Genomic DNA, 18,685 nt, shown 5'->3' on the forward strand with positions numbered 1-18,685 from the left:
TTAAACATAAAAAATATTTCTTATCCATCGTCCCGATGGATAACCCTACCAGCTTACACAAACTTCTTGACGCTACCTTCAAAAGCCGCCCCCATTGCGTGATCTGCCTAAAAGCAGAGCTGTGGCTGGACGGAAGTATCATTATCCCCCGCATGGGTCATCGCCTTAAATGGAACCACCATTTATTATTGCATGGACAAAAATCGCTCTCACCCTGCTACTTCAAACATAGATCGAAAAAAAACTACGGCTGACCAATTAACTAACAAGGATTTCCAATGACCTTCGTCGAAGTATTTTTTACATACTTTGACGGAGGTTTTCTAATGCCTTTGCCTAAAAATCGAATTGTTCCCGAGAGAAAAATATACTATCGACCTGAGCTTGAGCGTTGTCTCCATTGTGGTTCGAAATTGAAACGTAGCCACACAGCATGGAAGAAAAATATTGCGACTCTTTCCGGTGTTATTCAAGTATGGAGCATGGCATATGTCTGCTCCAACTCTAACTGCGCCTACCCTAAGACATACTACAGATCAGCTGAAGCAGATTCCTTGTGCATGAAACATACATCATACGGCTTCGATGTATTGGCTCTCGTCGGGCAATTACGGTTTAAGCATCACATGACCATTGCAGAAATCACCCAAGAACTTAATGAACGCGGTGTCGCTACTTCTGAGCGAAACTCACAAAGATTGTACGAGCGGTACGTCACTTTACTGCGCTCTAGCGTCACAGACCATGTGAAATCCGTCCTCAAACAAGTTGCTGAAGAACACGGAGGAATTATGATCTCCATGGATGGCGTTCAACCCGAGAAAGGAAACGAGACGCTCTATGTGATCCGTGAAGTGTTTAGCGGGACGATTCTTGTCGCGAAAAGCGTGAAGAGCAGCTCGTCGGAAGAACTGAAAGAACTTATTCAGCCTGTCATTGATCTTGGCTTCCGTATCATTGGAATTGTCACGGACGGACAGCAATCTATACGTCTTGCAATGGAGTCGCTGCTCCCAGAGGTGCCGTACCAATATTGTCAGTACCACTACTTAAAAGACATCGCTAAGCCAGTAGTGGAGCTTGACCGGAAGCTGAAAACCGGCATTAAGAAAAGTCTTCGCGGAATCCGCGACATCGAAAGAAAATTAGACAAAGACGAATCGCCGGAAAACGAAGTAGTGAAAGACTATTTGGCGGCGATCCGTTCTGTACTACTGGAGGACGGTAATCCACCGTTAGACTTACCCGGAGTGCGAATTTACGAAAACGCCCAGGCCATTCAGACATCGCTTCAAAATTGCCTGGATAAAAAAGGGGCCCTCTCTGCTCCAGAACGTTTTCAGAATATTCAACAAACTGAATGAGTTCCATCAACTCTATGAAGAAGTGAAACGCTGGTCACGTCCTCTGCATCACGCCGCTAACATCTTGAATCCAGACATTGACCAAACGAGTGAATCGGTGCGACTCCACATGCGATGTTTGATGCAATGGTTGGAGCAAACATACACCAAAGAGCACGACCGCCCAATGGTCACTAACTTCAAGAGTTACACCAACGGATTCTGGAAAGGACTCTTTACTTGTTACGATCACCCTCATGTTCCTCGAACAAATAACGATCATGAGCGATTTTTCCGACGGACAAAGACACGTCATCGACGAATGACGGGACTCAGAAGCTGGAACGAGTACATCATGCGGTCCGGTGAGTTTGTTGTATTTGTCGATGATGCTCTCCGGCAAACCGATGTGTTGAATAGGCTCCAAAGCGTTAGCTACGAAGTGTTCCACGCTGAACGACAACGTTGGGCTAGACGCCTTGAAGAAACAACAAAGCGCAGAAGATTTAGACGGAATCCTGCAAAGTACCTCAAGGAAACAGAAAATAAGTATTGTATGTTAATTGGTCAGTCGTAGAAAAAAAAATATCCGCACGAAGAAGTCTGCAGTACGCACGGCATTCCTGGTTATCGCCTTCAATTCGGCGAAAAAGGTCGGGGATTTCGCTGCATACGGCGCAAACAAGCGCAAAGTACCCCCGAGAACACGCAAAACACATCATGAGGACGGAGGAAACGTATCTTGCAGACATAACGGGCATTCGAAGCGCCGGAAGGGGAAAGTCGCGGATATATAATTAAGGAAGAAACGGATCAGCATCCGTTTGAAGGGAAAGCGGCGCAAGGAGAAGGTATGGGCGAAGAAAAGCCGGTACTGAGGCGGCGTGGAGGCGGCAAGGAAGCGGAAACGCGGTGGCAACGGGATGGCAACTGCGGGGACGCGGTACCCCCGAACCGGGTCGGAAACTGAACACGGGTACCGGTTTGAACGCGGCAACAGGGCGGCATGGAGGCGAAAAGGAAGCGGATTTTTAGCGGTAAAAAGTACCCCCGCCGCACTGAAGCGAAGCGATGCGTCCGGCTGCGAGTACCCCAGATTCGGGGCGAAAATGGCGCAAAAATCGGTACGAAGACGGCGCTCACCCGGATCAGCAACGTGCAGAGGAAAAAGCCCATGTCGGCACGGAAGGCGGCGAAGTCAGGGCGCAGGCCCCCAACTCGCGCGCGGGGCGGGAATTTCGCCACTTGGTCTGTTTAGCGTTACTGTGTCTGTGTGAGTATGGGTAGGGTATGAGTAGAAATGGTATCAAACTATGAAAAATGCTCTTAATGACTTTAAGTCCTTTAAGACTTAAAAGACTTTAATGACTAATCAGCTAGCCCCCTTTGGGCTTTGGAGTTATTTTTTGGGTTTTCCATAAGGGGGGCTTGCCGAAGGCAAGAACCCCGTTCCTTATGGTTCTTATAGGTCTTTTTATCAGCCCCCCGCCCCGAATCCCGAAAACCCGCGTGCGGCAAGGGTTTTCGCGTCCCGAAACATCCCGGAACGTGCATTATTCCCCCTGCCTTCCGTGCAACTTTCCCCCTCAACCTCCCATTTCATGGAAGTAAGCCACAAATTTCGCCCCGTCAGCCCCACTACCCCCACCGACGGGCCAACCCCCAGCCTCCCCCCGGATGCAGGCTCCCACAGCCGATTCCAGCGGCGAGACAGGCCGGAGCACCGGACGGACGACCGGGAGCCGCGTCGCGACGTCGCCGCCCAATTCTTTGACCCTGTCAGCCCGCCGTGAGCCGGGCAGGCTACTAACCCAGCCAGCGCCGGATGCACGAAGCCACGGGCGATTGTGGGGCCGTAAGGGGAGGGAGCGAAGACGAGGGCAGGACGGACGGCCAACAGCCAGCACACAAAAATAGCCCGTTTCAGGCCGTGCCGGGAAGCGGATGTCTGTCACTTTCCCCTTCCGGTGATAGAACCCCGCAACACTGAACAGATGCAGAACGAGATCTTCGCCGCGAAGGAAGGCGTTCACGGGAAACTTGGGGTTGGTCTCGGGCAACTTCATGACCCCGAACCCGGTATCACGTACCCCGAGATCGTAGGCGGGGCGGTCGTCAAAGACCCGTGTTCTTTCGTCCTGTTTATCTCCGTGCAGACAACTTTCTCCGTTGTACAGCTTCAGAAGAATACTGTAGTCCGCCCAGTAGGAGAAGCCTTCCTTTAAGGAAAGGCTGGTACCCCGGAAGGGTTGGATTTGATCCAGTGACACCGCCGTGAAATGGACGCCTTCCTTAATCATACGATGAACATGGTCTACCCGGTAATGATTCGAGCCAAATTGGTACTCGGCTTCCTCGGAGAAGGTGGAGTCGAACGTTCCGAGCGAGTTGATCTCCAGACAATGGAGGTGCGACGTACCCCTGCTGAAGTAACCGACGACTTCGATGTTCGGTTGCTTGGGGAAGACGTCCTCCTGCTTAGACGGAGCCGCCTCGACCATGCGTGAAAGTGAGCTGGCAGGATGGTTCTTCTTGAAGGGCTTTTGGTCGAAACCGGGCTTGCTCGGAAGGGGGTCGAGCATGTAAGTGGTACCCCTGACCAAGCAGTGATTGAGACGACGAGATCCAGACAAAGTAAACAACCCCTTTAACAAGAAAATCGATTGGTATAGCGTATGTTGGCTCTATTATCGAAAAGGGAAAGGGGAGTCTGATGGGAAAAGAAAAGTCTCCGACGGGGTTGTCGGAGACTTGAGATGGGAAGATGGATTAGTCCCAGAAGTTCCAGTCGACCAAATCATTGATATCCCAGTTGATCGAATCGGGGCGGGTGTACCAGCTAAAATTATGCTCTTTGAAGTAAGAAGGAAGATCGAGAACCTTTCCAGAACGAACCCAATGATCCTCATACTTAACTATTACAAAGGCATGAAACCCATTACGGACGATTCCGGTTTCGAAGCCAGCCAAGTCGTAGAAAAGGGCGTAGGTGTTGGCGAGGGAGTCGCAGTCGATTTGACCTTCGACGAGGGCGTCGTAAGCGCTGGATACCCCCGGTGATTCCTCTTCCACTTCCATAGAGGTGGTATTCGTCAACTTAATCACTATCTGCCCAATTTTGTACGCCTTTACAATAGTATCAGGGGAGATTCCAGCATCAAGCAAAGGTTTATACCCTTGCGTAGCCCCCATCAACTCTACCTCATATATAGTCTTAGCTCGCTGATTTGGAGAAAAAGACTTACCGTTATAAAGAACATCGATCATGCCTTGAGGTACTGGGATGGAGTCGAGGTCGGCAAGGGCTTCCTTGGCGATCTTGAGTACGGCGTCGTATTCCTTCTGGTTCTCGGTTCCGTACAGGCGACCCTTGGTCTCGGTGGCGTCGATGCCGTTATACACATATTTCTTGCTCGATTGTGCTGGATCTTGTTGGTTCTGCGCCGGGTTGGTTTGGTTCTGGGCAGGGTTGGTTACCCCCGAACCGGGCTTGATCTCGCTACCTTGGGAGATGATCGCGGTCTTAGTCGCGCCATCCCACTCGACCTTCGCGCCGAGGGCTTCTGCAACGAAGCGAAGCGGAACCATTGTCGAACCGTTGACGATAATGGCTTCGGCGGTGAGGGCGACCTTCTGATCGTTGACGTAGGCGTAGTTGTTACCGATGGTCAGCTTGATCGTGGTGTCACCTTTGGTCGCGGTAACCGTCTGCGTCGCCCCGTCCCACTTGACCTCCGCCTTGAGTGCCTCGAATACCCCGCGCATGGGAACCATCGTGCTTCCCTTGTAGAGGATCGCGGATTGGGGGAACTTTTGCAGTACCCCGTCAATCGTGACATTGACTTCTTCGAATTGGGCTTGTTGGACGGATGCTGCCGAAGCATTTTCCGCTGCGAGAGCGGGTACTCCTGAACATACGCTTCCCGCGATCACTGCGCTGAGAACTGCTCTGCCTAACTTCTTTCGAACTACCATGAACGTACCTCCATTACCTAATCGCTCTTATTATAAAGGCAAATGACAATGGGAGAAAAGACCAATTTTTAAGCCTAAACTACTCTACTGGTAACAGAATACCATTAACTATTATATGTATCAAGTATGTTGAAATGACTTTTACTATAGCATATTCGTTTCACCGTTTTCACTCTACACTCAAGAGTGAGGTGTAGGCGATGGCTGATATTCTGGTACAAGTCGGTAAGCGTGTCCGTGAACTTCGCAAGGCTCGGGGCTTGTCGCAACACGCATTGGCCGAGAAATGCGGATTTACGTTCTCCTATATTGGCGGCGTCGAACGGGCCGAGAAGAACATTTCCTTGATCAATTTGAGCAAGATCGCGGACGCGCTAGAGGTCGGTGTCCACCAGTTCTTCATCTATTCCCACCGTTATGAGAACCTTCCCGCAAACGAACAGCACATCCAAGAGATTGTCGCTGCGTTGGCCAAGCATGATGAAAAGACCGTGGAAATGGCGAAGAACATTCTTATGGAAGTGTTGAAATACGTAAAACAATGATAGCCATGCCGCAGGATCGGGCATGGCTGATATTTTAGGGCAACTTCGTAAATTGGTCGTATTCCTGCTGGATTCTGATCCCCACTTTTACCCCCAGTTCATACATGCGCTCCACTTCCAGCGCATGCCACCGGTTCTTGACGTCTTCCCAATCGAGCACGAGCTGGTAATGCTCCGCTGTCAGGCTATTTTTCAACTGTTCTTCGATCTTGGCCTGAAGTTGAGACAAGGCACTGGCCTCGGGATGTTGCTTCATGGCAGGGACGGCATATTGGACGTAGAACCGCTCCCATACCCCCTGAAGCCAGTCATCGACGGAGGGGCGGATCGGTGAGGTTCCGCCGGAAAGCTGTTCATTCTTCACGATGTCACCCGCATTTCTGCCTCTTTGCGCAGGCGGGCGATTATGGAGTCGCGTTCGGCGCGAATAGCTTCGATTTCTTGGCCGATCTCCGCACGGCGCTTAGGAGAAGTCCGGCGGTGGCCGCTTTCAATTACCAGCTTGAGATGGCGCTGGGCGAGGGAAAGCAGATGACGTTCGGTGGCGGGGGCGATATCCAGAAGGTACAGATGGATGGGCTTGGACATGAAAAAACGCCTCCTCGGAAGTTTGTTGTATGTTAGCTTCCAATTGGCGTAATTTCAAGATTATGATTGCATTAATAAGCTGTTAATGAGCTGTGGCGGATATATTATTTCCGAACAGCATATTCTACTGGACAAACAATGATTTACAGGGCGACAAGCTCTGCGATCTTTGCAGCAACGTCTGCCATTGGCTCTTCTGCAGTACTCAAACCGCTTCGCGATGCAAGCAAAGGACTTACTTCACGGAGAGCTTCAAACGTAGTTTCGTGCACAATCGGGACGAGTCGTTCACGAGCCAGAAGTGCTGAAAGTTCTTTATCTGCGATGCCTTCTGCTGGGAGTCGGCGTAACAACGCAGGGGTCACTAATACGATTCCAACTCGTGAATTCGCCAAACCCTTATCGATGGCACGAAGCAACGGCACGCCAAGAGCAACATCCTTTTCACTGAACCAAACAGAGACACCATGTGCCTCAAGTAAATCGTGTAGCTCTTTGGCAGCCCCCTGCCTGTCGTCCCACGCATGGCATAGGAAAACGTCCCGAAGATCAGTCTGCGTTGCTAGGCTTTCGACGTTGTTGCGGATTGGTATTAGTGCTCGAACTTGTTCCGGCGTGTACCAAACGGACGAACCTGCTCTCGACCAGCGCGGCTTAATACTACGAGTAGAATTTCCACCTCTGCTTCCTCCACCCCCGCTACTCATGGACGGGGAGTAAGTCGGGGTAGAGTACGATCCGTAGCTCCCAAAACTACCATAGCGGCCATAACGCCCACCACATGCTGGACAATTGGCTGCGGCACTTGCTGTTCTATGTCCCTTTACAGGAGCTGTGCATCTAGCCATGTTCCAACCTCCTTAATAGAATAAAAGGTCCTAACATTCGTTTGGGCCTAACTCTCATTTATAGGATACATTACCTATGCTTTAAAATACAATATGTCTCAATCAGTCTTTCAAAACAAAAAGCCCTTTCCTCAAAAGGATTAGGCTTTAAGGCAACTAAGACCATTTAGAATTGAAATTTGAGCAGTACTGTCACATCTCAAGCTTTACGAACCAACAAAATTACCGACTCCACATGTCCAGTTTGACTCGCATAGGTTTCCATAATAATAAAAGGAAGAACACACGGACTTTGACAATAGGTAAATGCGGCTTTGAGATTTACTTACGAATGAGCAAAACACAGCACTCCACATGTGTTATGTAGAGATTATCTCATCCGAAAAATCAACTTTGTAACGCCACCTTGATTCATGCTATCTCCCCATCATCAGAACAGCCTCCCAATCCTCCGGGAATCCAATCCGATCCAACTCCACTACTTCGCTATACTCGGACAACAACGCTTCTAATCGAATGATAAAATTAAGCCACTTGTCTCGGTCAGGAATAAGATCCTTTAAAACATATAGATGAGCAAAAATTTTACCCTGATCAATCCCAAGTTGCTTTGATTTTCGGTCAAGCCTAGGTTTGCTTGTTAATGGACGATTATAAAGACGGCCGTAATGGGCACATATATTTCGAATGTAGGACATACATTTAAGCCAACTTTCAAGATATATGGCTGGAGCGCGGTAATTTCTTTTGGCAATTTGATTCTTATCATCATTTTTCATATTGGAAAATAACTTCGAAAGCGCTCCAAACGAAAGAACTTCAATAGCCACCCAAACTGGTATTTTTCCCTCATACTTTTCATAATGATGCTTAATGAATAGTTCTTGGGAACGCTTGAGTTCCTTTTCAAGCTCAGCTAGAAACGCATCATGATTATCAAAATGTTGAGGATTCAAATGACCAAGAGGACCGTAAGTGTGGGCAATATGATATGAAATATGGGTCCTGAAAGCGATCTCAACTTGCTCAACCATCTCCATAATCAAATAACGAAAACGGCGATCAAATTCATATAAAGCGACAACATGTTCAAAAGTAATATCAGGAAGAAATTGATCATTTTTCTTTAGACTGAGTGTATATGCGCTTAACCGATAATAGTTGATTCGTTGCAACGTACGAATAGCAGAATCAACATCGGATATGACGAGCCCGCGGCTCTTTAATATTTCGACTTGCTCTTCAAATGTAGTAGGCCTCTTAATGGAAGGTATATTATTGGAATACATAAAATTCCTCCATAAAAACAAGAAGGCCCACCTTGGTACGCATTGTTAAGAGGCGTGGTGGGAACTATTGACTTTATCATACAAGAGTTGCGAAATAATGTCAACGAAAAAGCAAGCCATTCACGTCATTATTGAATCAGTTCATTATCGGTAAATGCGGCTATATTGATTGTTTCCGTACGAGCGACACACAGCATTCAACATGAACCGTATGCGGGAACCTACCTCATTTTTCCCCCTTCTGTTATAGTAGCCCAAAACCGCATAGAATTAAGGTTTTTCGTGATCGCTTCTGTTATATTCTCTTGATTTACCGTATTTTATCATTAATTTTTGCGGCAGTTTTACGGCAATTACGGCAATGCCCATATTCGTTACTTCCCCCACTCCCGCTGCTCGAATATCACTTTGGCAACCTTCAAAATCATCGTATGATCGATTTTTGGACGTTTGTTCAAAAGCTTCAGAAGTTCCCCCAAATCATCCTCCCTGATAATCGGGTCTAATGAACGAAATAGTTCCTCCAACGTCAGATTCAAGCCATGAGCAACTTTATACAGGCTATCAATGGAAAGATTCTTTACTCCCCGCTCCACTTGTCCAATATATTTTTCACTTAATCCCCCATTTCACCTAATTGCTCCTGACTTAACCCTTTTTCCTTTCTAATATTCCGAATCCGCTCTCCAAGCAGCTTGGCTATTTCCGTCACATATACCACCTCAAAAAAAGCTTACCTGAGGTGCGATAAACTATTAAGGAACTACTGATTTCCTTTTGACTTAAAAAGGATATCAATAGTACCATTGAAATGGTTAATATTCCCTACGGTTCCTTAGAATTTTATCAAAAGCCTGTGTATCTTAAGAATGCCGGGAACTTCAATATGGAAGCGGGTGTTACATGGAGCAAATCAGCGTTTTTCGCCCGGTCATAACAATCATAAATAATGGGAGATGAAATGTATGAAGTATAAGTGTCTCATTGGAGTGGGGATTGTTTCAGTTATTTTAACAGGCTGCAAAGCTGATACGCCAGCGAATATTAATTCGGCTACGAATGAAATCCAACGGTCACAATCGGCAGAACAAAACAATAAACCAGCACCTTCAGAAGCCCAATCAAATGCAACTGCTACTATCGCAATCGAAGAGAACAAGAAAAATGATATTAAACTGCCTGATGAACTGTTAATTGATGGCTGGACGGTGGGTTCATCCTTTTCTTCATTAGTGGATAAACTGCCTAATGATGCCCAAATAGACAATAGTTTCGCTGAATACACAATCACAACCAATGGACAAAAACTCATCTTTAGTGACAACGGTGACCTTACATATATTTTTACCGATTCGCCAGGTAAAGGGCTTAGTCTTGGCTTGAATGTCGGAGATGACGAATCTAAAATAACTTCCATACTTGGCACTCCGGGAAAATCATTTCAAACAAAAGATGGATATTTGGCTTACTCATACTTTAATGAAGCCTACGAACTAAACGTCTTTACAAAGGACAAAATCATTCAGGGATTCTCGATGCAATATAATGGTCGAGCCAGCGCAACTGACAAGGAGTTAATCAGCAAATATTATAGCAACTATGTCGCTGCCAAAAATCCAAAACAGCCTGAAAAACCAGAGGTAGCAGAACAACCAAAGCAACAAACTCAGAATAATAAGACCCCGAAAACTAAATCAAACGAGCAACAAAAAGTGATGGTGAAATATGCTACCCGTGATGAATTGATCGCGTTAAGGAATGATTTTTTCAATCGTTATAAGACATTGCTTGGGGTCATAAGTGACGATTCTTCAAATACCGAGAAAATAACTGCTGTTTTTTCAGATATTGATTTTAATCAGGTTGAACTAGATTTAGAAAAAGCATCCCCTCATTGGTCTAGTAAAGATAAAACCCTTGGGCGGTTAGTTACTGATTTCGTAGAAGCTGCGCTTGATGTGTACCAATGGCAAATAATCAAGAACAACTCCGATGATAATCAAATCAGAGTGAATGCGGCATATCAAATAAGGGATGCAGCAGTAAAAGCACAAAATGCAAATCAAAAGATTCTGGTGATTATCAATTCCAAAGAATAGATTGTCCGAAAGGAGGAATTTGTAAATGCCACTAAACAAACATGAACATAAAAATCTAAATGCCTTTCTTAGAAATTTCTTTGCAAATAACCGTGTTTCAAGTTTTTCTGATATTCTCCAATCTTTAGAAAATGAAGACCCTGAACTAGCAAATAGTCTAAGAAAGGCAAGTAACCGATTAACTAGCGAAACCTACTTGGCAAGATACTGCCTTCCGAAGTTTGTCAAAGAAGGCTGGCTAAAAATTAACGGTCATTACACAGAAGTGCAATTAAGCCCGGAGCGTTGCTCCTATTGTTTTAAGAGCATTGAAGATGTCTATGTAATTGACATTGACCGCAATCGTTATTGCGGATGGGATTGCGCTGAAAAATGCCGCTATTATTCTGACCCATACGAAAACAATTTAGATACTTATCATTCCTTGTTCAACAGGTTTGCCCATTGGTTGCCTGAATGCAGGAAACATTCATATAATCAGGAGCCAAATAACTATCAGGAATTAGAGACACTGACCAAAGAAATTGATGTATATATAAGCGATATTCAGTACGATGATTTTCGGTCACCGCATAAAGATCATAGTTATGTTGACATCGAAATTCATCGAATGTTATTTCTGCTTGATAAGGAAGTACAAAAGCTAAAAGGTTTGATGGGCGCTCTAAATTGTATGGACAAGGAAAAAATCATTTTATGTAGACACTGCGCTGATCCGGTTGATGAACATTACTTGATAAACCATCGTGGAGACTATTTCTGCGGAGATAAATGCCATGAAATTTATCATGAAGCAAATGCTCAACAATTTAGCCAGTTTGACGATGACCACCCTTATTATTTTGATTATTCGTCCATTCGCCAAGAATATATTTATTGGACTGAAAATTGGGTAAAGTTACTTCAAGAAAAAACCAAGGATTCTAATGCATACGCTCAATGGGAAGCTGATGATTTGATCGATGAATTGGACGAAATCATTTGGGCTTACAAAGATTATATACTTACAGAAGGTGACGATGGGATATTTGCTTCCGAAATTTATCAATACACATTAAAGCTTAGAGAAATTCAAAAGCAAATATTGAAATGGAGACCACAACGCGAAACGTATTATGCATTGTACTGCTACTATGATTACGACGATGCTGATTCACCTAAAATAATAAATGATTACTTAAACGATGTCAGGGAAAAAGAAGGTTCAATTTTGGCTGAAAACTGGTGCAAAAGACCTCATCCCTTCCATGAATATTTTGACTGGATATTTGATTTTGAATGGGAGCGGGATTATTGGCTTGATATTTTGTCGCCATACTTTCAATCAAGCTCATTGAGATTGGAACCTTATACGGCTCACTTATGTGATGGTGGTTGCAACTATTATTTGGACTTAAACGATAATGACAACTGGTTGAATGGCTGGTTTTATTGCGATAGTTGCCTTCAGAACAAGGATGTTGGTGAAATGACATTTGACGAGTTGATGAGCCATTTGCAATACTACGAGACCAACAACGATAAGCTTCAACCAATCATTCATGACAAGTGGGGCGACTATTCTCGATACAAAAGCTTAATTCGCCGGGCTTGTAGAATTCATCAAATTGAAATGCCTGATTGGGCAATAATATAAAGATACAGTGGAGAAGCACCGCACAGGGCTTCTCTTTTGTTTAAGAAGGGATGAGATATGACAATTAATCTTTCAAGTAAAGCGCAGGTTAATGATAGGTGGTCAATTACGCACTACACCCATTTCCTCAATACTGTTGAGGAAGCCGCCCCGGTAGTAAAAAGTGATTTATTAGCGCTACTGCCGCTATATATCGAAACAATAAAGGTTATAAACCCGAATGGTAACCTACCGGGCGATATTGTTCAGTTAATCGTTGATTCGCCGGAAGATGAAATCAAAACAAGCAAATCGCTCGTATTGCGTAAGAATCTGGAGAGTTGGGCAGAAAAATACCGTTTGGAAAGCAATAGGTTGTTTATCCATTTCGCTCTTCACTTCTTGGAAGATGTGTGCGAATTCGACCTTGAAGAATATGAGGAAACGGGTAAAGTTACTACTCGTTTATCTGACGGTGTGACCTACGAAGAACATGAGACCATAAGCGACTTCGGAAGCAAATTTCCGTTTATGTTTAACCCGCTCCTGCAAACCCAGGTATTAGAAAAGCTCAGAATCAAGGGGCGTAATGACCGACGGTACTGGGATATTATCAACAAAGCGGAAAGCTACGAAAGCCCTATTACTGGTGAGAATAAGCACACATTGGCGTGGAATCCGGCGGAGGAAACATGGGCAGAATTCAACGCTTTGCTTAATCAAATGTTTGACAACTATAAACGGGCTTATAGACAAAGAACCGAAGCATTTTTAGAAGCAAACGGCTATAAGGCTGAAAAATTGAAAAAGGAAAATCTTCACTATAAGTGGCTAGCGGAATACCAAGTTTGCAGGAAAAGTTGCAGTGAACTTGCCGTTATCTATACTGAACAATCCGAAGAGAATTCACATAAAGACAGTTTTAATCCTGATACCATTTACAAAGCCATTAAAGATACAGCTTCTTTGGTAGGTTTAACATTACGACCCGACCGCGGCGGTCGTCCAAGCAAAACGAAAAAACTTCGGAAATAAAGTTGCCCGGCGAACTTCCGATGTTTCCAACCTCCAATGTGACAGAATGAAAACAAATTCATTGGAGGTGTTTTGACATGGAAAGAACTTTGCTGACGATGCCTGAGGTTGCAAAAATTTTAGGGATTTCCAAGGAACGTTCTTACGCAATTGCGCGGGACGGGCTGCTCCCTACTGTTCGAATTGGCAGACAAATTCGTGTTGACCAAGAACAACTGAATAGTTGGATTCAAAATGGCGGACAAGCTTTGTCCGGGGGATGGAGGCGGAACAGTCATGAATAAACCTGTTCAAATGAACGAACAGCAAATGACCCGCTTCTTTAGTCTCCTATATGGTAATGCCGAAAACGGTTGGCTTAACATTTGGGAGAAACAAAGGAAAAGCTCGTTGTGGTATCCCGCTTCCAAAACTTATGAAGCTTTGCCGGAGATCAAGCACTTGGTTCAAACAAAACACGATGTATATTACGGCATTGGGCTTCGGAAGGTTAAGAAATCCAATACCGATCGAGGAAGAACTTCGGACATTTGCTATATTCCGGGGGTATGGATGGACATTGATTGTTCTGAAGGTACACACAAAGAGTCTGCCCTCCCCTCTTTCGAAGAAGCCGAACTCTTTATAAGCTCCCTACCGCTTGAACCATCCATTATTGTTCATAGCGGCGGAGGTTACCATGTGTACTGGTTGTTTACGAATGGAATTAAAATCATAAACTCCAAGGAATCTAGTGAGTTGTCCGAACTGGTCAGAGATTTCCAAAATGTTATCAGGCATTTTGGTTTTCAAAAGGGCTGGTCTTTAGATAATACATCCGACTTGGCACGAGTGCTAAGAGTTCCCGGAACCATCAACTATAAGAACCCGCTTGCACTGAGGGAAGTTAATATGGTATCAGACAGCGGAACGAGATATTCAGTTGACGACATCCGTGAATTTATTGTGCAAAATAGCCAAACCCTCACTTCATCCGATAACGTTCAAACTGGCGAAAGCCGATACCCGCCTTCAAACGCGGAACAAATATTAGAAAAATGCGCCTTCTTACGGCATTGCCAAGACGAGGCGGCAACGTTATCGGAGCCAAAATGGTTTGCCATGATAAACGTACTGGCAAAAGCGGAAAACGGTATCGAGCTTATTCATACTTTAAGCCGTGCCTATCCGAACTATAATGAGCAGGAAACGAATGCCAAGATAAGCCGCGCACTTGGAAGTAATGGAATTGGCAAGCCCATGACATGCGCCGCGATTCAGGAAAAATGCGGAGATTCCATTTGCTTAAACTGCCCATACAATGGACGCATTAAATCGCCTATTGTACTAGGAATGAAGCGAAGCCACCCTCTCACGGATTGGGGAAACGCCGAGCGTTTCTGCCAGCAACATAATGGGATAATTCGTTTCAATGCGAGTAACCGTAAATGGATGATTTGGAATGGCGTGACATGGCGGGAAGACGATACCGAGCAAATCATACAATTGGCGAAAGAAACTATCCGCTCCATTTATAACGAATGTGACTTTACAGAAGACGAGCAGGAGCGGGTTAAGATCAGTAAATTCGCCTTCAAGTCTGAAAGTGAATCAAAAATTAGAGCCTTTCTGAAGCTCGCTCAAGCCGAAAAAGATATTCCCATTATCCCGGCTGAGTTGGATGCAGACCCTTGGAAACTGAACGTGCTGAATGGTGTCATAGACTTGAAGACAGGCAAGCTGACACCTCACGATTCAAGTTATTTAATGACGAAGGTTGCCCCTGTCAATTACGTTCCCGAAGCACAATGCCCAAACTGGTCGCAGTTCATTCACAAAATCATGGACGGCAATCATGAATTGATAGATTTTATCCAAAGGGCTATTGGCTATAGTCTCACTGGAGTTACAACCGAACAAGTTTTATTTCTCTTGAACGGAACCGGGCGTAATGGCAAAAGCACACTCCTGACCACCGTACAAGATTTACTGGGAGATTATGCACAGCAAACACCTTCTGAAACCTTGATGTCCAAAAATAAAACGGGCATCAATAACGATATCGCTAGGTTAATCGGAATCAGATTTGTTTGCGCTTCGGAAACGGATGAGGGAAAAAGGTTGGACGAACCCCTAATAAAACAACTGACAGGCGGCGACAAGATAACGGCAAGATTTCTTTTCCGGGAATATTTCGAGTTTACGCCACTGTTCAAGTTATTCTTAGCCACCAACCATTTACCGAACATTCGAGGAAGCGATGAAGGTATATGGAGAAGAGTCCGCCTTATCCCATTTCAAGTCCGAATCCCGGACAACGAAATTGACACTCAGCTTGGCATGAAGCTTCGTAATGAACTGCCGGGTATCTTGCTTTGGGCAATTCAAGGTTGCCTCAAATGGCAAGCGGAAGGGTTAAATCCTCCCCTAGTAGTTCAAGAAGCTACTGATAAGTATCGAAGTGAGATGGATATAATGGCAAATTTCGTTTCAGAACGGTGCGATATAGGCTCGAACAAAGAAACTACCATTGCTGTTTTGTATGACAACTACAGGCAATGGGCTAGCGAGGCAGGAGAATACGTTCTCTCCCAACGCGAATTCACGAAGCGCCTTAGAGAACGAGGCTTTGACGACAAACGGATTGGGAAAAACGGAAGTCGCGGATTAAGAGGAATTGAAGTTAAACCGCTGGTTGCCCGTTAATGCCAGTGAGCATGGCTGACAAAACTGACTTTATTATCCTTGGAACATGAAAATATTTCTTTTTTTCTCATGCAATGGTTAATAGATTTCCAGTCAGTTTTGTCAGTATAACGAAAAAACTCCTTATTGATTTAGGAAGATAGAGGTGATGATTCCATGAGACGACTTTATCCAAAACCCATAGCCGACAACCACTTGGCATTAAGCGTAACTGATCTTAACAAGTCCAAACTACTTTCCGAAGGCAACCACTTTCAATGGGCTTGGTTAAAAAAGCAGCTCCCGCTGGCAACCATAACGCTATTAGTTCGGAACGGGTCAATTATCATTACGGGCAATACAATTAGTGCTGTTACTGTTCGTTTGACCCAAACAGATTGCAACTATGGCGGAACGAGACCTTGGTTTATTTGTCCGAATCCTATGTGTAAGCGCCGTGTGGAGAAACTCTTTTTGGTGAAAAGTATATTACGCTGCCGTCATTGCCACAACTTAACCTATATGAGTTGTCGGATGTCTCGTAATGATCTAATGCAATTACTTATTCATAGCCGCAGAATTAAGCGCAGGCTATTTTCAAAAGGGCTGGTAGATTCGGTAAACTGGTTCGTTTCACGCCCTAAAGGGATGCATTCTTCCACTTATCTTAGGCTTCGGAAAGAATTCATTCGTTCGGAAACCTGTTTATCACGGGCGTTTCGTTATCAGGTGGATACAATTCAGAAAACAATTAATCAAGGAAAAGCATGATTCACGCTGGGTAATAGCGTAATACCGAAAGGAGGTAATGAAATGGAAAAAGTCACTTTAACGGTAAAAGAAGCCGCAAAACTGACAGGTTTATCCACTACGACGATTTACAATATGTGTGCGGCTGGGCAACTACCGCACACAAAAGCAAGGAGTAGAATTTTACTTTACCGACCAACTCTTGAAAAGTGGCTGGCTGGCGAATTGCCAGAGTTGAAACAGGCATAAAAAGTTCTACGTTTGCTTCAACCCCCACTTTCAAAACGTATATGACGCCCACAAGCGGCAAGCGGATTAGTACGCTTGCCGCTTGTGTATTAAGTCCTTTTTCGGACAGTTCGAAGTTACAACCAATTTCATGATCTTCCATCGGTATTACGCTAGGAGGTAATAGAAGATGAATTACAGTAAAAAAGCCCTTTGGATTGCCAGCAACTCCGAATTTGGCGAACGGCTTGCCAAAATCACCAAGGAACATGTTTCGCTGGCGAAGGAACTAATCTTAAACAGACGGTACATGACTGCCAGAGACCGGGAAATCGTTATGACCCACATTGAAACTTTGCGGCAGGAGCGAGATAGCATTATTTCATTATTCGAAGAAAATAGGAGTGAAGCATAATGGCAAACTATCGTCAACGTGGCAATAACTCATGGGAACTTACCGTAAGCCTTGGACGAGGTGCGAACGGCAAATACACTCGGCGCACTAAAACCGTTACGGTCGAAGACGAACGCATTTTACGAGCGCCAAAGCGTCTGGAAATGTACTTGGAGCAAGAATGGCTCAAATTCAAAGAGGAAGTCGAGGCTGGGCACTACATAGCGCCAGCCAAGCTAACGTTTAACCAGTTCGTGGAACTTTGGAAGGAGAAGTATGCAGTCAACCATCTTGAGCGGAAAACTCTTTACTCATACATGGTAAATTTGAATTCTCACATCCTACCAGCATTCGGGGGGTTGCAACTCGATCAAATAAAACCTCTACACATTGTCGATTTTCTTGAATCGTTGGGGAAGGTGGGGAACCGGAAAGACGATAAGGCTGGCGCATTATCGTCTGGAACAATCCAAATGAATCACAGGGTATTAAAAAACATCTTCTCCCGCGCCGTCGAATGGAAAGTCATCAAGGAAAATCCAGCAGCGGAAGTGAAGAAACCTAAAGTAGCGCATAAGGAAATTATCCCTTATGATGATGCCGAGGTAAGAACCATGTTACAAGCTCTTCAGAAGGAACCGTACCACTGGCGAATGATGATAACGCTCGCTCTTACCACAGGAATGCGTCGCGGCGAACTGCTTGGGTTGGAGTGGAAACACATTGATTGGAAAACTGGCGTTATTGATGTACAGCAAAGCGTTGCTATTTCTCTTAAAGGGGAAGTCATCGTAAAGGAGCCAAAGACGAAGAATTCCAAACGAAAAGTTGCGCTGCCTCCTTCGGTACTTGAGGAACTAAGGGAATATTATTCTTACCGGGTTAAGGAGCGGGACAAGATCGGAGATGCATGGCAGGGCGGTAAACAGTTTTTCGTATTTGCTCATGCGGACGGCAGAGCTTTTCATCACGAACGTCCTTACCTGTGGTTTCGGCAATTCATTAAGAAGAACGGCTTTCGGTATATCCGCTTCCATGATTTGCGCCATACATCAGCAACAATGCTTATAAACCAAGGCGTCCATGCTAAGGTTATTTCTGAACGGCTTGGACATGGCAGCATCACAACCACAATGAACATTTACGGGCATGCTCTCCGTTCCGCCGATCAAGCCGCTGCCGATAAATTCGAAAATCTTTTCACTTTGGACGCGAAGCAAGCAGACAAAAAGACGTTGGGATAATGTTTCCTCCCAGCGTCTTTTTCTATTCTTTTATGTTCTGTTAGTTCACCATAGCATGCAGTTTTGCG

Annotated in this window: 18 protein-coding genes; 11 read left to right on the top strand and 7 right to left on the bottom strand. The window is 45.1% G+C overall.

All coding sequences use genetic code 11. The annotated features are described in order from the left end of the window. Both FS806_RS26360 and FS806_RS21425 read left to right on the top strand, forming a co-directional pair. A partial coding sequence (locus tag FS806_RS26360) for a hypothetical protein (protein ID WP_222126743.1) occupies positions 1-254 on the top strand: 254 nt, incomplete at its 5' end. A gap of 72 nt (positions 255-326) precedes the next feature. Continuing rightward, positions 327-1,364 (top strand): transposase, encoded by a 1,038-nt coding sequence (locus tag FS806_RS21425; RefSeq protein WP_144940693.1) that lies wholly within the window; start codon positions 327-329, stop codon positions 1,362-1,364. A gap of 1,565 nt (positions 1,365-2,929) precedes the next feature. Here FS806_RS21425 and FS806_RS21435 read toward each other — a convergent pair. Together FS806_RS21435 and FS806_RS21440 are read right to left on the bottom strand one after the other, a co-directional pair. Continuing rightward, on the bottom strand, positions 2,930-3,925 hold the full coding sequence (locus FS806_RS21435) for a hypothetical protein (RefSeq protein WP_144940696.1): 996 nt from the start codon (positions 3,923-3,925) through the stop codon (positions 2,930-2,932). Between the two features lie 187 nt (positions 3,926-4,112). Next, positions 4,113-5,318, bottom strand: coding sequence for a copper amine oxidase N-terminal domain-containing protein (locus tag FS806_RS21440; protein WP_144940698.1), 1,206 nt, complete (start codon positions 5,316-5,318; stop codon positions 4,113-4,115). Positions 5,319-5,518: 200 nt separating this feature from the next. Here FS806_RS21440 and FS806_RS21445 point away from each other — a divergent pair, with 200 nt between their 5' ends. Continuing rightward, entirely contained in the window at positions 5,519-5,863 is a 345-nt protein-coding gene (locus FS806_RS21445) for a helix-turn-helix domain-containing protein (RefSeq protein WP_144940700.1), read from the top strand. Positions 5,864-5,897: 34 nt separating this feature from the next. Here FS806_RS21445 and FS806_RS21450 read toward each other — a convergent pair whose 3' ends face one another. From FS806_RS21450 to FS806_RS21470, 5 genes are all read right to left on the bottom strand, one after another. Continuing rightward, a complete protein-coding gene (locus tag FS806_RS21450) occupies positions 5,898-6,227 on the bottom strand; it encodes a DUF6809 family protein (protein WP_144940702.1) in 330 nt (109 codons plus the stop codon). Next, a complete protein-coding gene (locus FS806_RS21455; RefSeq protein WP_144940704.1) occupies positions 6,224-6,451 on the bottom strand; it encodes a hypothetical protein in 228 nt (75 codons plus the stop codon). The genes FS806_RS21450 and FS806_RS21455 overlap by 4 nt, the downstream gene beginning before the upstream one ends. 143 nt (positions 6,452-6,594) lie before the next feature. After that, entirely contained in the window at positions 6,595-7,299 is a 705-nt protein-coding gene (locus FS806_RS21460) for a toll/interleukin-1 receptor domain-containing protein (protein WP_144940706.1), read from the bottom strand. Between the two features lie 416 nt (positions 7,300-7,715). Further along, the gene (locus FS806_RS21465; RefSeq protein ID WP_144940708.1) at positions 7,716-8,588 is read right to left on the bottom strand and encodes an Abi family protein; all 873 of its coding nucleotides are present in this window, start codon (positions 8,586-8,588) and stop codon (positions 7,716-7,718) included. Positions 8,589-8,962: 374 nt separating this feature from the next. Continuing rightward, positions 8,963-9,184, bottom strand: coding sequence for a hypothetical protein (locus FS806_RS21470; RefSeq protein WP_241764804.1), 222 nt, complete (start codon positions 9,182-9,184; stop codon positions 8,963-8,965). A 369-nt stretch (positions 9,185-9,553) separates the two neighbouring features. Here FS806_RS21470 and FS806_RS21475 point away from each other — a divergent pair, with 369 nt between their 5' ends. The 8 genes from FS806_RS21475 to FS806_RS21510 all read left to right on the top strand — a co-directional run bounded on the left by FS806_RS21475 (position 9,554) and on the right by FS806_RS21510 (position 18,617). After that, complete coding sequence (locus FS806_RS21475) at positions 9,554-10,687, top strand: hypothetical protein (RefSeq protein ID WP_005827603.1); 1,134 nt, start codon at positions 9,554-9,556, stop codon at positions 10,685-10,687. A gap of 25 nt (positions 10,688-10,712) precedes the next feature. Then, positions 10,713-12,323 carry a hypothetical protein gene (locus FS806_RS21480; RefSeq protein ID WP_005827605.1) on the top strand — a complete coding sequence of 537 codons (1,611 nt, stop codon included), beginning with the start codon at positions 10,713-10,715 and terminating at the stop codon, positions 12,321-12,323. Between the two features lie 57 nt (positions 12,324-12,380). Continuing rightward, positions 12,381-13,337, top strand: coding sequence for a hypothetical protein (locus FS806_RS21485; protein ID WP_144940711.1), 957 nt, complete (start codon positions 12,381-12,383; stop codon positions 13,335-13,337). A 77-nt stretch (positions 13,338-13,414) separates the two neighbouring features. Beyond that, a complete protein-coding gene (locus tag FS806_RS21490; protein ID WP_005827609.1) occupies positions 13,415-13,621 on the top strand; it encodes a helix-turn-helix domain-containing protein in 207 nt (68 codons plus the stop codon). Further along, positions 13,614-16,022, top strand: coding sequence for a DNA primase family protein (locus FS806_RS21495; RefSeq protein WP_005827610.1), 2,409 nt, complete (start codon positions 13,614-13,616; stop codon positions 16,020-16,022). The genes FS806_RS21490 and FS806_RS21495 overlap by 8 nt, the downstream gene beginning before the upstream one ends. A 792-nt stretch (positions 16,023-16,814) precedes the next feature. Next, positions 16,815-17,000: a helix-turn-helix domain-containing protein gene (locus FS806_RS21500; protein ID WP_005827612.1), complete on the top strand. Its 186-nt coding sequence runs from the start codon at positions 16,815-16,817 to the stop codon at positions 16,998-17,000. Positions 17,001-17,169: 169 nt separating this feature from the next. Further along, the gene (locus tag FS806_RS21505; RefSeq protein ID WP_005827614.1) at positions 17,170-17,394 is read left to right on the top strand and encodes a hypothetical protein; all 225 of its coding nucleotides are present in this window, start codon (positions 17,170-17,172) and stop codon (positions 17,392-17,394) included. After that, positions 17,394-18,617, top strand: a complete 1,224-nt coding sequence (locus FS806_RS21510) for a tyrosine-type recombinase/integrase (protein WP_005827616.1) — start codon at positions 17,394-17,396, stop codon at positions 18,615-18,617. Before FS806_RS21505 ends, FS806_RS21510 begins: the two co-directional genes overlap by 1 nt. Positions 18,618-18,685: the final 68 nt, after the last annotated feature.

This window comes from Paenibacillus sp. 32O-W, assembly GCF_007679495.1.
GTDB lineage: Bacteria > Bacillota > Bacilli > Paenibacillales > NBRC-103111 > Paenibacillus_L > Paenibacillus_L residui.

What these genes read in the sequence shown, in the direction of transcription:
- FS806_RS21500 (WP_005827612.1), top strand. Translation starts at nt 16,815, where the DNA reads ATGGAAAAAGTCACTTTAACGGTAAAAGAAGCCGCAAAACTGACAGGT.
- FS806_RS21490 (WP_005827609.1), top strand. Translation starts at nt 13,415, where the DNA reads ATGGAAAGAACTTTGCTGACGATGCCTGAGGTTGCAAAAATTTTAGGG.
- FS806_RS21435 (WP_144940696.1), bottom strand. Translation starts at nt 3,925, where the DNA reads ATGCTCGACCCCCTTCCGAGCAAGCCCGGTTTCGACCAAAAGCCCTTC.
- FS806_RS21440 (WP_144940698.1), bottom strand. Translation starts at nt 5,318, where the DNA reads ATGGTAGTTCGAAAGAAGTTAGGCAGAGCAGTTCTCAGCGCAGTGATC.
- FS806_RS21485 (WP_144940711.1), top strand. Translation starts at nt 12,381, where the DNA reads ATGACAATTAATCTTTCAAGTAAAGCGCAGGTTAATGATAGGTGGTCA.
- FS806_RS21475 (WP_005827603.1), top strand. Translation starts at nt 9,554, where the DNA reads ATGAAGTATAAGTGTCTCATTGGAGTGGGGATTGTTTCAGTTATTTTA.
- FS806_RS21460 (WP_144940706.1), bottom strand. Translation starts at nt 7,299, where the DNA reads ATGGCTAGATGCACAGCTCCTGTAAAGGGACATAGAACAGCAAGTGCC.
- FS806_RS21425 (WP_144940693.1), top strand. Translation starts at nt 327, where the DNA reads ATGCCTTTGCCTAAAAATCGAATTGTTCCCGAGAGAAAAATATACTAT.
- FS806_RS21445 (WP_144940700.1), top strand. Translation starts at nt 5,519, where the DNA reads ATGGCTGATATTCTGGTACAAGTCGGTAAGCGTGTCCGTGAACTTCGC.
- FS806_RS21465 (WP_144940708.1), bottom strand. Translation starts at nt 8,588, where the DNA reads ATGTATTCCAATAATATACCTTCCATTAAGAGGCCTACTACATTTGAA.
- FS806_RS21510 (WP_005827616.1), top strand. Translation starts at nt 17,394, where the DNA reads ATGGCAAACTATCGTCAACGTGGCAATAACTCATGGGAACTTACCGTA.
- FS806_RS21505 (WP_005827614.1), top strand. Translation starts at nt 17,170, where the DNA reads ATGAATTACAGTAAAAAAGCCCTTTGGATTGCCAGCAACTCCGAATTT.
- FS806_RS21480 (WP_005827605.1), top strand. Translation starts at nt 10,713, where the DNA reads ATGCCACTAAACAAACATGAACATAAAAATCTAAATGCCTTTCTTAGA.
- FS806_RS21455 (WP_144940704.1), bottom strand. Translation starts at nt 6,451, where the DNA reads ATGTCCAAGCCCATCCATCTGTACCTTCTGGATATCGCCCCCGCCACC.
- FS806_RS21495 (WP_005827610.1), top strand. Translation starts at nt 13,614, where the DNA reads ATGAATAAACCTGTTCAAATGAACGAACAGCAAATGACCCGCTTCTTT.